Below are 13,525 nucleotides of genomic sequence, written 5' to 3' on the forward strand. Positions count from 1 at the left end.
ACCTCAGAAGACGTCCGTCGAGGAGCACTGTCAGGATGGCTTCATCAGTACAACCACCACCGGCCCCACTCAGCCCTCGGTGGCCAACCACCCATCACCCGGTTGGACAACCTGGCTGGAGATCACAGCTAGTCGGGCGGCTGCCCCTCAGCCCCAGCCGAGCTGGTGCAGCCGGGCGTCGTCGAGGCCGAAGTGGTGGGCGACCTCGTGCACCACGGTGATGCGCACCTCCTCCTCCAGCTCCTCCACCGTCTCCGCCATGTCGAGCAGGGGACCGCGGAAGAGCAGGATCCGGTCCGGGAGCATGCCGGAGTGGTTGGCCGGTCGCTCGGTCAGCGCGAGTCCGTCGTAGAGACCGAGCAGGTCGGGGTCGTCGTCCGGGGCCTCGGCCTCGACCAGCACGACGACGTTGTCGACCAGGCGGGCCAGCTCGTCGGGCAGTCCGTCGAGGGCTCGCTCCACCATCGCATCGAAGGCGGCCGGGGCCAGGTCGAGGGGCATGGCTCCCACCCTAGGGAGGTGCCCAAGCGGCCGCAGGGGCCTGAAATGCCGAGCAGGGTGAGCCTGGTGGCTCACCCTGATCGGCATGCAATGGCGACCCCGACGGGACTCGAACCCGCGGCCTCCGCCGTGACAGGGCGGCGCGCTAACCAACTGCGCTACGGGGCCAGGTTGTAACTGGTGAAGCGGGTGGAACTCTAACCCATGCTCTTCGGAGACCACCAATCGGCGCCCGCCCCCGAACCGGGCCGTACCCCCAACCGGATTCGAACCGGCGCTACCGCCGTGAAAGGGCGGGGTCCTGGGCCGCTAGACGATGGGGGCCAGCTCGGTCAGACACGCCCGACCGAGCGCGCCCAGCATAGGGCCAGCGAGGCCCGTCCCTCCAACCGCAGACCCCTTTTCCCGCCTCCCTCCAGGGTGGTCGTGTCGAAGTTTCGTCCCGAGTTGCTCATCTGGCAGCGAATTGACACCTGCTTTGACTACTCTTGCCCTCGTGAGCAGGAAGGCTCGGCAGTTGCGCTTCCTCGTCGTCGATGACAACGAGGACATTCGTGACGTCTTCTGCCGTCTCGTGGAGAGGGCCGGCCACCAGGCCGCCACCTCCGTGGACGGCATGGACGCCGTGGAGACGCTGCAGCGCGAAGCCTTCGACGTGATGCTCCTCGACCTGACGATGCCGCGCATGAGCGGTGTCGACGTCGTGCGCTGGCTACGGGAGCACCCCGAGGTCGCGCCGGACGTGCGGATCGTCGTGATCAGCGCATGGGCGGGTGAGCACCGAGCTGTTCTCCAGGAACTCGGCATCGAGACGGTCATGCAGAAGCCGCTGCGCATCCAACAGCTGACCGACCTGATCGCCGAGACACTGCATGCCCTGGAGTCCTGAGCCCGTCCCTGAAATGCACCACCGGGCCCTGGACTCCCAGCAGTGTCACCCCGCACCACCTTCGGCGCGGGGCCCCACCCCACCACCCCTGGAGATCACCATGATGAACCGCATCCGCACCGCCATCGAGACCAAGCGCGCCGCCGACCAGCTGCAGGCCTACTACATGTGGCGTCCGGGCCCCGGCCGCCGCTGACCTGCGAGTGACCCACGCGCAGTGATGCACGTGGACAGCGCCGAGTCGGCCGGTAGCCGGCTCGGCGCTGTCCTCTCCGCCCCGCGCACGGGCGTCGTACGCCTGTCCCCGGCCGGGCCGTGGCTCGTCACGACCCACGCCGACGCCCGGCGGGTCCTCACCGAGCCGCACCTGTTCGACTTCCCCGGCGACGTCACCCGCAGCGGGGACCTGTCCGGGAGCACCGGCGAGAGCCGGTCGGGCCACACCGTCTTCGCCCCGCTGGCCCCCGACCAGGTCGCCCGCGGGGTCCTGACCTTCGAGCGCGAGCTCGCGACGGCACTCGACACGCACGACCGCACCCGCCCCGCGGAGCCGTACGACGCGATGGTGCTGCTGCGCCAACCGGTCGCGCGCTCGACCACCGCCGCGGTGCTCGGCCAGCTCGACGAGGCTCGGCGCGACCGCGTCGCCGCCCTCGTGCTGGACTGGATAGACGCGCTCGCGCCCGTCATCTCGGCGCGGCGACCGCCCGGGCGCTGGCGCCGCACCCGCCGCACGGAGAAGGCGGCCCGCTACGCCCTCGAGGACGAGCTCGCGCCGCTCATCGGCCCCGAGGACACCCCGGCACAGGTGGCGACGCTCCTCGCTGCGGGCATCCAGGTCCCGATCGCCGCCGGCGCGTGGTTGCTGGCGTGGCTCGGCCAGCACGAGACCGGGGACCTCGATCCGACGTACGCCGTGTGGGAGACGTTGCGACTCACTCCCCCGACCTGGATCACTGCGCGCCTCACCACCGAGGAGGTGGAGCTCACCGGCGCCCGGGTGCCCGCCGGCCGCGTGGTGCTCGTCAGCCCGCTGCTGCTCGGACGTTCGGACGACCTGGTCCCGGGTGACGACCACGACCGCGGCACCTTCGACCCGGACCGGTGGCAGGACGGGCTCCAACGGCCCGGAGCCTGGCTGCCCTTCGGCGCAGGACCGCACGCATGCCCGGGCCGTACGCTGGGTACCGCCCAACTGGTCCACCTCGCCCGGTGGGGAGTGGACCGGACCATCGCCTTGAGTGAGAACGTGTCGATCGACCAGAGTCGGGGCATCCTGCCCTCACCGTGCCGCTTCACCGCTTCGCGAAGGGAGATCCCGTGACCCAGCCGTCCGCGCTGCAGGACGTGTCCTCCCGCGGGCCGGTCTCCGCGGACGCCGCTCGTCTCGCCGGGGTCATCCTCGAGGCCGAGATCAGCGCCGACGAGGCCATCGTCCGCACCGCCGCGCACCTGCTGTCCTGCGACCGGGTCGACCTGGTGATCGCCTCTCTCACCACCTTCGCCCCCGAGGACCCGACCGGGTGGCTGCGCCTCGGTGGCCGGGCGTGGGTGCGGGACTGGTCGCGCCCCGGTTTCGGATCCCTCCTGCCGGCCCCGGATGCCGGCCCCGAGGCGGCGCTCACCATGCCGTGGCTCTCGACCCACGCCCGCGCGGAGGGCCTTGCCGTTCTCACCGACGTCGAGCTCCTGCCGGACGAGGCAGCCCAGGACCGCGTCGAGCTGAAGAGGACGGACGTGCGGAGCCTGGTCTCGACGACCCTGCTCTCGCGCGGGGAGATGTTCGGCAGCGTGTCGGCGGTCAGCGCCGACGTCGGACCATGGCCGGAGATCTTCGTCGAGGACGTGCGCCTGCTGAACTCGGCGATCACCTCCCGCATCATGCTGGAGCACTCGCGGCGGGCCCTGGCCGAGGCGATCGACGCCGGCGCCGAGGCACAGCTGGCCTACCAGCAGTTCTTCGGCGCGGTCGGTCACGAGCTGCGTACGCCGCTCAGCTCGGTCCTCGGCTACACCGAGGTGCTCCTCGACGACGCCGGCCAGTCGCCACAGGACCCGGTGTCAGCGGCCCTGCTGCGCGACGGTCCGGCGATGGTGCGCGCCTGCGAGCAGGTGCTGACGGTGGTCGACCACCTGCTCGGCACCGGTCGCGCGCTGTCGAGCGACGACCACAAGCAGGACGTCGTCCTCGCCGAGGCCGTGGCCGACGTCGTGCACTGGCACCGCAACCCGGCCCGGGCGGCCGGGGTCGAGGTGCACGTCGACATCGACCCCGCCGTCACCGTCTGGGCGCACCCGTCCGGCGTACGCCAGGTGCTGGCCAACCTCCTCGGCAACGCCATCAAGCACCACCGCAACGGCGCGGGAGAGGTGCACCTGACGACCCAGCGCCTGCGCGGCGAGAGCCGTCTGGAGATGGTGCGCATCGTGGTGCGCGACGACGGGCCCGGGCTCGCTGCCGACCAGCTGCTGCACGCCTTCGAGCCGTTCGTGCGGTTCGCGCCCCGCGGCACCAAGGGCAGCGGCCTCGGGCTGTCGATGTCGCGCACCATCGCCGAGCGCGACGGCGGCGCGGTCCGCGGCGAGTCCACGCCCGGCATCGGCTCGTCCTTCTGGCTCGAGCTGCCCGTGCGCGGCTCCTGAGGCGAGCCGATTCCGTCCGTGCCGCGCGACTCATGTATTCTCGTCCTGCTTGGGCAGGTAGCTCAGTTGGTACGAGCGATCGCCTGAAAAGTGATAGGTCGGCGGTTCGACCCCGCCCCTGCCCACAAGCACAGAAGGGCCCCGATCACGTCCCGATCGGGGCCCTCCTGCGTGGTGCCGCCGGCCCTAGGATCGGGCCATGCGCATCGTGCTCGCCAACTCGGCCTTCCACCGCGTCGGGGGCAGTGAGACCTACCTGGCCACGCTCGCGGAGAACCTGCTGCGGCTGGGGCACGACGTCCGCATCTACACCCGGGTCGCAGGCGACATGGCGATGCTCGCCCGCCGTCACGGCATCGAGGTGATCGACTCGGTCGACGACCTCGGGGTCGCTGCTGACGCAGTGCTCTCCCAGGACGGCATCGTGGCCTACGACCTCGCCGGCGCCTGGCCGCAGGTCCCGCAGGCGTTCGTGTGCCACAGCTCGCTGTTCGACGTCCAGCAGCCACCGCTGGTCCCCGGCACGGCATCGGCCGTGATCGTCCTCAACGACCGCGTCCGACGGCGCGTCGAGGCGCTCAACGTCGACCTGGAGGTCGTGCGGCTGAAGCAGCCGATCGACACGCAGCGGTTCTCCCCCCGCTCCTCCCCCGCGGCCAGGCCGACGCGGGCGTTGGTCCTGAGCACCTATCTCGACGGTGCCCAACGCCACGTCCTGGACGAGTCGTGCGCGGCGGCGGGCGTCGAGCTGGTCTCGATCGGCATCGACCACGTCGACCTGGCTCCCGAGGCCCTGATGGCCGACGTGGACTTCGTCGTCGGCAAGGGGCGCGCGGTGCTGGAGGCGATGGCGTGCGGGCGACCTGCCTACCTCTTCGACAGCTTCGGCGGCGACGGCTGGATCACCCCCGACAACTACCCCGAGCTCGAGGCGGACGGCCTGACCGGACAGCTGGGCGAGCGCGGGATCGACGCCGACCGACTCCGGGCGGACCTCGCCGCGTACGACCCGGACTGGGGGCGCCTGGGCCGCGAGCTCGTCCTGCGTCACCACGACGCACGCCAGCACGCCCACGCCGTCCTCGACGTGCTGGCCGGACTCGGGGCCGGCCACGGGCGGCCCGTCACCCTCGAGTCCGAGCTCGCCCGGCAGGTCCAGCTGCGGTGGAGTGCCGAGGCGGAGCTCTTCGGCCTCCGTGCCGAGACACGGCGCGCGTCCGCGCGGGCCGTGACCAGCGTCGAGGAGGTGGAGCTTGCCCGCCAGGAGACCGCGCACGCCCGACACGCGCTGGCCCAGGTCACCGCCGAGCTGGACCGGCTACGCGAGCGGCTGGCGGACTACGAGCAGCGCAACCGTCGACTGCGCCGACGGCTGCGACGCCTCGGCGACGACCCGCAGGCCGAGACACCCGGCCGGGCCGATGACTGACCTGAGGCCCTCCGACCGGGCGCCCTACCTGCTCGCGGCCGCCGACGTGGTGATCGGCGCGGACGTCGAGATCGGCGCCCACGTCGTGCTGCACGCGGGGGTCGAGCTGCGCGCAGGTTGCCGCATCGACGACGGAGCCGTGCTCGGACGTCGTCCGCGGATGGGCACGGGGTCGGGGGCGCCGCCGCCGACCGACGCACCGACCGTCGTGGGAGAGGGTGCGGTCGTGGGGTGCCACAGCGTCGTCAACGTCGGTGCCGTCCTCGGTCCGCGCACGTGGGTGGGCGACCACTGCCTGGTCCGCGAGGGCGCACGGCTCGGCGAGGACTCCTCCATCGGGCACGCCTGCACGATCGGCCGGGACTGCGTCGTCGGCGATCGTGTCCGGATGCAGGGCTACGTCGGCCTGGCGAGCCGGGTGCAGGTCGAGGACGACTGCTTCTTCGGGGCCCAGGTGGTGGTCAACGGTGGCGCGACCATGGGCTCGCGCCCGCCCGGACCGCCCGTGCTGCGCCGGGGTGCCCGGATCGGCAGCGGCGCGCAGGTGCTGCCCGGGGTCGAGATCGGGGCCGAGGCGGTCGTCGGCGCGGGCGCGGTGGTCGTGCACGACGTGGCTCCCGGCGCGATGGTGCGGGGAGTCCCCGCGCGCTGACTGCGGTGCGGCACCATGTGCGCTGTGCTCCCCCGCTTCGAGGTCGTCCACCGGTTGCGGCCGGTGGACCTCCTCGCCCCTCACGCGGTCGCGGTCCGGACCGGCGACGCCGGAGCGGTGGCCATGCCGGCCGTGGCGCCGTACGTCACCGTGACCTCGCCGGCCGCCGACGGCCCCGGACCCGCGCTGCACCTCGGCGGACACCGGCTGGGGATGACGCTCACCAACGGCTCGGTGACGATCACCGTCGACGGCGACGGCGACCGTCGCGAGCTGCGCAGCCGACGCTTCCACCGCGCCGAGGGGCCGAGCGGCACCGCGCTCACCCTGACCGGGACCCACGTCACCGCCTGGACCCTCGAGCAGGCAGGCTGGGTGGCTCGGGCGCGCCACGACCTGCGTGAGGTGCTCGACACCCGCGACGAGGCCGCCCTGGCCGACCTCGTCGTCGAGCTGCCCGCCGGTGGGGGCGCTGCCGGTCGCTTCGGCCAGCTCGGCCTGCGCGACACGAGGTTCGTCACCGCCGAGGACGGGACTCCCCTGCGCGACGGCGACACCGCGTGGCTGACCGCGACGTCCGCCGGTCCGGGTTTCTTCGACACCGCGCACACCAGCGTGTGGTCGCTCGACCTCGGCACGCTCGACGTCAGCCATCGCGCCGACCTGTTCTTCCGACGCCCCGATCGACCCGGGGTCTTCGGCGACCACGCCACCCACCTGGTCCGCACCGATGCGGGCGGCTGGCTGGTCGCCACGAGCACCTGGGGCGACTTCGAGCGGCCGGCGACCCGCGCGGGACGGCGTACGCCGGCGGGGTTGCGCGTCACGCTCGCCGGGTCGGGCGCCGACCTGCTCCACGGCGCCCACGTCCTCGACACCCGCGAGCTGCCCCTGCCCACCGACGGGCTCGCGTCGATCGCCACCTGGGACCCGCACCTGGTGCGCCGCGACGACGGCTGGCTGGTCGGCTTCGTCAGCGCCCGGCGGTTCTTCGACTTCCATCCGGCCCTCGCGGGCGGACCCGCCCTGGACGACCTGCGACTGCTCGATGCGGCCACGGACCGGACCGCGACCGAGGGCACCACCCTGGTCGAGGTCGACGGCCGGACGGTCGTCCTGGCGAGCGACGGCCGCGACTCCCCGCGCCGGCTCCGGGCCCGGTTCCCGGCCTTCGACCTGACGATGGCCGAACGCGGCACGCTGGACGCGCCCTACCCGACCAACCTGCCGTGGCCGACGGTCGCCGCCGTCGACGGGGGCTGGGTGATGGCGACCTTCGACGGTCGCCGGGCGGGCGGGACGCTGCTCGGCTACGGCACCCACGGCGACCTGGTGCTGATGCGGTCACGGTGACGCGGCGGGACTACGCTGGGAGTGACGGCGGTCACCACCCCTCGACCGCTCCGACCAGGTCCGCACACCCCGCGGCCGCACCCATCAGAAAAGGACGCATGAGCATGTCTGGAGCCACCAGTTCGGGAGTCGACGTCTTCGAGCTCGGCAGTGAGCACGAGCAGGTCGTGTTCTGCAACGACCGCGCGAGCGGCCTCAGGGCCATCATCGCCCTCCACTCCACCGCCCTCGGCCCGGGCCTCGGCGGCACCCGCTTCTTCCCCTACGCCAGCACCGACGACGCGATCGCCGACGTGCTCAACCTCTCGCGCGGGATGTCGTACAAGAACGCGCTCGCGGGGCTCGACCTCGGCGGCGGCAAGGCCGTCATCATCGGTGACCCGGCCGAGCTGAAGACCGAGGCGCTCCTGCGCGCCTACGGGCGGTTCGTCCAGTCGCTGAACGGTCGCTACTTCACCGCGTGCGACGTCGGCACCTTCTCGGAGGACATGGACCACATCGCCCGCGAGTGCGACTACGTCACCGGTCGCACGGTCGCGCACGGCGGCGCGGGCGACAGCTCGGTGCTGACGGCGTACGGCACCTTCCAGGGGATGCGCGCCGCGGCCGAGCACGCCTGGGGCGAGCCGACGCTGGCGGGTCGCACCGTCGGCATCGCCGGGGTCGGCAAGGTCGGGCGCCACCTGGTGCGCCACCTGATCGAGGACGGCGCCACCGTCGTCGTGACCGACGTCCACGCCCCGTCGGTCGAGGCGATCCGCGCCCAGTTCCCGCAGGTCCAGGCCGTGGCCTCGACCGAGGAGCTGGTCGCGAGCGAGCTCGACGTCTACGCGCCCTGCGCCATGGGCGGTGCGATCAGCGACGAGGTGCTCGAGGTGCTGCGCGCCACGATCATCTGCGGCGCGGCCAACAACCAGCTCGCCCACCCGGGCATCGAGAAGAAGATCGCGGAGCGCGGGATCCTCTACGCACCCGACTACTGCGTGAACGCCGGCGGCGTGATCCAGGTCGCCGACGAGCTCGAGGGCTTCTCCTTCGAGCGCGCCCAGCAGCGCGCGACGGGCATCTTCGACACCACCCGCCGTGTCCTCGAGCTCGCGAGCTCTGACGGCGTCACGACCGCCGAGGCCGCCGACCGACTCGCCGAGCGTCGCATGCGCGAGGTCGGACGACTGCGCGGCATCCACCTGCGCTGACCGGGCGGTTCCTCGCCCACGACGTCGCTGACCGGGCGGTTCCTCGCGGTGCTACCGCGAGGAACCGCCCGGTCGCTGCGTCCCAGCGCGAGGAACTGCCCGCTCGGCGTCAGGGCGTGCTCGTACGACGGACACCCGGTCACTCGATCACCCGGGTGGTGCGTGCGTCGATCGGTCAGTCAGCGCGACGACGCGGGTCGGCATAGTCCGACCACTCGTCATCGTCGGGTTCGACGTCCGTCGAACGGTGGGTGTCCTCGCCGTGCAGCTCCTTCGCCAACGCGCCGAAGTCCGTCTCGTGAGTCCGGTACTTCAGGTCGCGTGCGACCTTCGTCTGCTTCGCCTTCGCTCGGCCGCGCCCCATAGGGTCGACCCCCTCGCACACTTGGCCGGGGCTGTCGGGAGATTCTCCCGACGCGCCCGGTCTGATCGGTTACATATCGTGGGGGCAACGCTACCTGAGCGGTGGCTGTTCCCGCACACCTTGGTCCCGCATTTCGTGACCGGAACCACGGAAAGTCGTCACCAGCCGGGGTGCTGGCCCTCCAGCAGCACGCGGCCGCCGTCGCGGTCGTCCCTGCGGGCCTCGCCGGCCACCCACGCGCGGATGCCGTGGCCGGCCAGCAGCGCGATGGCCGCGTCGACCGACTCCGGCGCGGTGAGGGACACCATGCCGACGCCGCAGTTGAGGGTGGCCTCGAGGTCGGCCTGGGGCACCTGCCCCACCCGGCGTACGACGTCGAAGACCGGCTGCGGCGTCCAGGTCGAGCGGTCGACGCGCACCGACAGCTCCTCGGGCAGCACGCGCTCGAGGTTGGCGGCCAGGCCGCCGCCGGTCACGTGGGACATGGCGTGGGTCTCGGTGCGCTCGGCGAGGTCGAGGCACGCCTTGGCGTAGATGCGGGTGGGCTCGAGCAGCTCCTCGCCCAGGGTGCGGCCGAACTCCTCGACCTCCCGGTCCACCGTCCACCCGGCGCCGCCGGCGTCCGGGGACCCGAGCAGGACGTGGCGCACGAGGGAGTAGCCGTTGGAGTGCAGACCGCTGGCCTCCATCGCGATGACCACGTCACCGGGGCGCACCCGACCGGGGCCGAGCAGCCTGCTCGCCTCGACCACGCCGGTCGTGGCGCCCGCGACGTCGTAGTCGTCGGGGTCGAGCAGCCCGGGGTGCTCGGCGGTCTCGCCGCCGATGAGGGCGCAGCCGGCGACCACGCAGGCCTCGGCGATGCCCTTGACGATCGCCGCGATCCGCTCGGGGACGACCCGGCCGCAGGCGATGTAGTCGGTCATGAAGAGCGGCTCGGCGCCGCACACGACGAGGTCGTCGACGACCATGCCGACCAGGTCGAAGCCGATCGTGTCGTGCTTGTCCATGAGCTGCGCGATCGCCACCTTGGTGCCGACGCCGTCGGTGGAGGTGGCCAGCAGCGGCCGCTCGTAGCGGGTGAGCGCGGAGGCGTCGAAGAGCCCGGCGAAGCCGCCCAGGCCGCCGATCACCTCGGGCCGGCGGGACTTCTCGACCCACCCCTTCATCAGGTCGATGGCGCGGTCGGCCGCCTCGATCGAGACCCCGGCGGCGGCGTACGCCCCGGATCCGGTGGAGGTGCCCGGGGGCACGTCGGAGGGGGCGGTGGGGGACTCGGTCACGTCTCTCCTCAGGAGCGGCGGGTGCTGGTCAGGGGTTGTTGAGGACCGGCAGCGCCCGGCCCATCGTCGGCGACTGGAGCGTCGCCTCGAGCAGGTGCTTGCCGAGCAGGCTCTCGTCGGGCAGCTCGATGGGGTACTCGCCGGTGAAGCACGCCGTACACAGGCGATCGGCTGCCTGACCGGTGGCCTCGACCATGCCCTCCAGCGAGATGTAGCCGAGGCTGTCGGCGCCGACGCTGGCGGCGATCTCCTCGGGGGTGAGGCCGTTGGCGATGAGCTCGGCGCGCGTGGCGAAGTCGATGCCGTAGAAGCACGGCCACTTCACCGGCGGGCTCGAGATCCGCACGTGGACCTCGAGGGCACCGGCCTCGCGCAGCATCCGGACCTGCGCGCGCTGGGTGTTGCCCCGCACGATCGAGTCGTCGACCACGACGATGCGCTTGCCGCGGATCATGTGCTCGAGAGCGTTGAGCTTCAGCCGGATCCCGAGCTGGCGCAGCGTCTGGCTGGGCTGGATGAAGGTGCGCCCGACGTAGGCGTTCTTGACGAAGCCCTGGCCGAACGGGATGCCGGACTCGGCGGCGTAGCCGGACGCCGCGGGCGTGCCGGACTCCGGCACCGGCATCACCAGGTCGGCCTCGACCGGGAACTCGCGGGCCAGGCGACGGCCCATCTCAACGCGCGCCTCGTGGACGTTGCGGCCACTGATGGTGGCGTCGGGGCGGGCGAGGTAGACGTACTCGAAGACGCAGCCCTTGCGGGCAGGCTCGGCGAAGGTGTGCGAGCGGAGGCCGTTCTCGTCGATGACGATCATCTCGCCGGGCTCGACCTCGCGCACGACGCTGGCGCCGATGGTGGCGAGTGCGGCGTCCTCGCTGGCCACGACCCAGCCGCGGTCGAGGCGACCGAGGACCAGCGGACGGATGCCCTGCGGGTCGCGGGCGGCGTACAGGGTGCCCTCGTTCATCCAGACGAAGCAGAAGGCCCCCCGCAGCAGCGGCAGGACCTCCAGCGCACGCTGCTCGAGCGTCGTGTCGGGGTGGTGCGCCAGGAGCGCGGTGACGAGGCCGGTGTCGTTGGTCGAGGTCTCGACGTCGCGGGCCTGCAACGGCAGCTCGCCGTCCGGGTCGGGGAGGCCGGTGACCATCTCGCGCAGCTCGTGGGTGTTGATCAGGTTGCCGTTGTGGCCCAGCGCGATCGACCCGTCGACGGTGGGTCGGAAGGTGGGCTGCGCGTTCTGCCAGGTGCTCGCGCCGGTGGTGGAGTAGCGCGAGTGGCCGATCGCGAGGTGACCCTTGAGCGAGTCGAGCGTCGACTCGTCGAACACCTGCGAGACCAGGCCCATGTCCTTGTAGACCAGGATCTGGCGCCCGTTGCTGACCGCGATGCCCGCGGACTCCTGCCCCCGGTGCTGCAGCGCGTAGAGACCGAAGTAGGTCAGCTTGGCCACGTCCTCGCCAGGGGCCCAGACGCCGAACACGCCGCAGGCGTCCTGCGGGCCCTGGTCCTGGGGGTCGAGGGCCGTGGTCAGACGGCCGTCGCCGCCCGTCCGCCTGCTCGTCTGGTAGGGCACGGCCACGAGTCTACGGGCTGCTCAGGTGGCGTCTCACATCCTCGACGCACCGGCCCCGATGGCCTCCCGGATGCACGTGCAGGTGCCGCAGCCGATCCGCGGACCGGCTCCTCAGCCGCCGGGCAGGACCGCGAGGACGCGGTGGAGGGCGAGCCTGGCGGCGGCGCGCGTCGACGCCGGGAGGGGTGCCAGGTCGAGCAGCACGTTGCCCCTCGTCCAGGCCGGGTCCGAGGGCAGCGCGCCCTCGGGGCCGGCGTACGCCTCGGTCGAGGCCAGGTCCAGCGCCTGCTCGAGGCCCAGCAGCGGACCGCCGCCGTCCGGCTCCCACGACGCGTCGGGGCGGCACACCATGTCGTGGCGCAGGGACTCGATGAGCGCGGTCACCGTGTGGAACGGCGCGGTGGTCGCCAGGGCGGCGCCCAGGCCGACGAGCCCCATCGGCGCGACGGGCGCGGGGACCCGGAGCCGCGTCAGCCCCACGGCGCGCGAGCAGGCGCGCATCAGCTCGGGGTAGGACACGACGTCGGGACCCCCGACGTCGACGGCGCCGAGCGGGCCGTCCTCGGCCAGGGCGTCGTCCATCGCCCGCAGCACGTCGGAGACGGCGACCGGCTGCACGGAGCTGCGCATCCACAGCGGGACCGGCTGCACCGGGAACAGCGTGGCGATCTGCCGGATGATCTCGAAGGACGTCGACCCGGCGCCGACCACCACGCCCGCGCGGAGCGCGACCGCGTCCGCGCCCGACCCGAGGAGGATCCGCTCGACCTCGAGGCGCGAGGCGATGTGGGCCGACAGCTCGGACTCGGGCACGTCGGGGACGAGGCCGGACAGGTAGACGAGGCGGCGTACGTCGCTCGCGCCGACCGCTGCAGCCACCACCTCGGCGGCCAGCCGGTCGCGGTCGCCGAAGTCGGAGCGGTCGAGGGAGTGCACGAGGTAGACCACGGCGTCGACGTCGCGGACCGCCTCGGCGACGGCCTCGTCGTCGGTCACGTCGCAGCGGATCGCGCGCACGCGCTCGTCCCAGCCGAACCGGTCCGGGTCGGGCACCGACGACGACGCGGCGACGACGTGGTGGCCGCGCTCGAGCAGGTGCGGGACGAGGCGGGAGCCGATGTAGCCGGTCGCGCCCAGGACGAGGACCTTCACGCCTCCCCCAGGTGCTTGAGCAGGTTGCGGGAGAAGACCGCGCCCATGTGCTTGACCACCCCGGCCATCACCCGCTCGACCGCGATCCGGGCCAGGCCCGGGAGCGGGAGCGTGGCGGCGATCTCGAGGTCGATGCTCACCTCGGTGCCGCCGTCACCGTGGTCGGCGAGGTCGTAGGTGCCGGTCACCGCGGTCATCTCGTCGGGCTGCTCGGCGTCGTGGGTGAAGACGATCCGCTCCTCGGGGTGCAGCTCCATGACCTCGGTGAACTTCGGGGCCACGGAGATCCCGAGCACCGGGATGGTGCCCATCCGCCAGGTCCACCGGTCGCCGTCGGCCTCGATGGAGGTGACGTACGGCGTCAGGCGGGCGATGAGGTCGGGGTCGGTGAGTGCCGTCCACACCTCGCTGCGCGAGGACTGGAGGACCGCCGACGAGCGGTCGCGGGCACGGAAGGTCGCCATGGCGTCACGCTACCGACGCCCACCCA

At 72.6% G+C, this 13,525-nt stretch carries 14 protein-coding genes and 3 tRNA genes; 9 read left to right on the plus strand and 8 right to left on the minus strand.

Annotated elements, in window-relative coordinates; all coding sequences use genetic code 11:
• The coding region (locus tag K4G59_RS18585; protein ID WP_231252647.1) for an integrase core domain-containing protein at window positions 1-132 on the plus strand (132 nt) is incomplete at its 5' end.
• 15 nt (window positions 133-147) lie between these two features.
• Here K4G59_RS18585 and K4G59_RS18590 read toward each other — a convergent pair.
• From K4G59_RS18590 to K4G59_RS18600, 3 genes are all read right to left on the minus strand, one after another.
• The gene (locus tag K4G59_RS18590; RefSeq protein ID WP_231252558.1) at window positions 148-501 is read right to left on the minus strand and encodes a metallopeptidase family protein; all 354 of its coding nucleotides are present in this window, start codon (window positions 499-501) and stop codon (window positions 148-150) included.
• A 91-nt stretch (window positions 502-592) separates the two neighbouring features.
• Window positions 593-669, minus strand: a tRNA-Asp gene (locus K4G59_RS18595).
• 83 nt (window positions 670-752) lie between these two features.
• Window positions 753-825: transfer RNA gene (locus tag K4G59_RS18600), tRNA-Glu, on the minus strand.
• 172 nt (window positions 826-997) lie between these two features.
• On the opposite strand from K4G59_RS18600, the gene K4G59_RS18605 reads away from it, so the two are divergent.
• From K4G59_RS18605 to K4G59_RS18645, 8 genes are all read left to right on the plus strand, one after another.
• Window positions 998-1,390 (plus strand): response regulator, encoded by a 393-nt coding sequence (locus K4G59_RS18605; protein ID WP_231252559.1) that lies wholly within the window; start codon window positions 998-1,000, stop codon window positions 1,388-1,390.
• A gap of 220 nt (window positions 1,391-1,610) precedes the next feature.
• Complete coding sequence (locus K4G59_RS18610; protein WP_231252648.1) at window positions 1,611-2,714, plus strand: cytochrome P450; 1,104 nt, start codon at window positions 1,611-1,613, stop codon at window positions 2,712-2,714.
• Complete coding sequence (locus tag K4G59_RS20610; protein WP_231252560.1) at window positions 2,711-4,033, plus strand: sensor histidine kinase; 1,323 nt, start codon at window positions 2,711-2,713, stop codon at window positions 4,031-4,033. Before K4G59_RS18610 ends, K4G59_RS20610 begins: the two co-directional genes overlap by 4 nt.
• A gap of 51 nt (window positions 4,034-4,084) precedes the next feature.
• Window positions 4,085-4,158, plus strand: a tRNA-Phe gene (locus K4G59_RS18620).
• Between the two features lie 74 nt (window positions 4,159-4,232).
• Window positions 4,233-5,462 carry a glycosyltransferase family protein gene (locus tag K4G59_RS18625; RefSeq protein ID WP_231252561.1) on the plus strand — a complete coding sequence of 410 codons (1,230 nt, stop codon included), beginning with the start codon at window positions 4,233-4,235 and terminating at the stop codon, window positions 5,460-5,462.
• On the plus strand, window positions 5,455-6,114 hold the full coding sequence (locus K4G59_RS20285; protein ID WP_269210432.1) for a DapH/DapD/GlmU-related protein: 660 nt from the start codon (window positions 5,455-5,457) through the stop codon (window positions 6,112-6,114). Before K4G59_RS18625 ends, K4G59_RS20285 begins: the two co-directional genes overlap by 8 nt.
• Before the next feature lie 24 nt (window positions 6,115-6,138).
• Window positions 6,139-7,467, plus strand: coding sequence for a hypothetical protein (locus K4G59_RS18640; protein WP_231252562.1), 1,329 nt, complete (start codon window positions 6,139-6,141; stop codon window positions 7,465-7,467).
• A 98-nt stretch (window positions 7,468-7,565) separates the two neighbouring features.
• Complete coding sequence (locus tag K4G59_RS18645) at window positions 7,566-8,663, plus strand: Glu/Leu/Phe/Val family dehydrogenase (RefSeq protein WP_231252563.1); 1,098 nt, start codon at window positions 7,566-7,568, stop codon at window positions 8,661-8,663.
• Window positions 8,664-8,838: 175 nt separating this feature from the next.
• On the opposite strand, the gene K4G59_RS18650 is transcribed toward K4G59_RS18645, so the two are convergent.
• From K4G59_RS18650 to K4G59_RS18670, 5 genes are all read right to left on the minus strand, one after another.
• The gene (locus K4G59_RS18650; protein ID WP_231252564.1) at window positions 8,839-9,027 is read right to left on the minus strand and encodes a DUF3073 domain-containing protein; all 189 of its coding nucleotides are present in this window, start codon (window positions 9,025-9,027) and stop codon (window positions 8,839-8,841) included.
• Window positions 9,028-9,185: 158 nt separating this feature from the next.
• Entirely contained in the window at window positions 9,186-10,310 is a 1,125-nt protein-coding gene (gene purM / locus K4G59_RS18655) for a phosphoribosylformylglycinamidine cyclo-ligase (protein ID WP_231252565.1), read from the minus strand.
• A gap of 28 nt (window positions 10,311-10,338) precedes the next feature.
• Window positions 10,339-11,883, minus strand: a complete 1,545-nt coding sequence (gene purF, locus K4G59_RS18660; RefSeq protein WP_231252566.1) for an amidophosphoribosyltransferase — start codon at window positions 11,881-11,883, stop codon at window positions 10,339-10,341.
• Between the two features lie 111 nt (window positions 11,884-11,994).
• Complete coding sequence (locus K4G59_RS18665) at window positions 11,995-13,035, minus strand: NAD(P)H-binding protein (RefSeq protein WP_231252567.1); 1,041 nt, start codon at window positions 13,033-13,035, stop codon at window positions 11,995-11,997.
• Complete coding sequence (locus K4G59_RS18670; protein WP_231252568.1) at window positions 13,032-13,499, minus strand: SRPBCC family protein; 468 nt, start codon at window positions 13,497-13,499, stop codon at window positions 13,032-13,034. Before K4G59_RS18670 ends, K4G59_RS18665 begins: the two co-directional genes overlap by 4 nt.
• Between the last annotated feature and the right edge of the window lie 26 nt (window positions 13,500-13,525).

Origin of the sequence: Nocardioides furvisabuli (assembly GCF_021083185.1) — a bacterium.
GTDB lineage: Bacteria > Actinomycetota > Actinomycetes > Propionibacteriales > Nocardioidaceae > Nocardioides > Nocardioides furvisabuli.

Bases quoted from the DNA above. Each gene is read 5' to 3' on its own strand.
- K4G59_RS18650 (WP_231252564.1), bottom strand. From the start codon at position 9,027: ATGGGGCGCGGCCGAGCGAAGGCGAAGCAGACGAAGGTCGCACGCGAC.
- K4G59_RS18645 (WP_231252563.1), top strand. From the start codon at position 7,566: ATGAGCATGTCTGGAGCCACCAGTTCGGGAGTCGACGTCTTCGAGCTC.
- K4G59_RS18610 (WP_231252648.1), top strand. From the start codon at position 1,611: ATGCACGTGGACAGCGCCGAGTCGGCCGGTAGCCGGCTCGGCGCTGTC.
- K4G59_RS18590 (WP_231252558.1), bottom strand. From the start codon at position 501: ATGCCCCTCGACCTGGCCCCGGCCGCCTTCGATGCGATGGTGGAGCGA.
- K4G59_RS18625 (WP_231252561.1), top strand. From the start codon at position 4,233: ATGCGCATCGTGCTCGCCAACTCGGCCTTCCACCGCGTCGGGGGCAGT.
- K4G59_RS18670 (WP_231252568.1), bottom strand. From the start codon at position 13,499: ATGGCGACCTTCCGTGCCCGCGACCGCTCGTCGGCGGTCCTCCAGTCC.
- K4G59_RS20285 (WP_269210432.1), top strand. From the start codon at position 5,455: ATGACTGACCTGAGGCCCTCCGACCGGGCGCCCTACCTGCTCGCGGCC.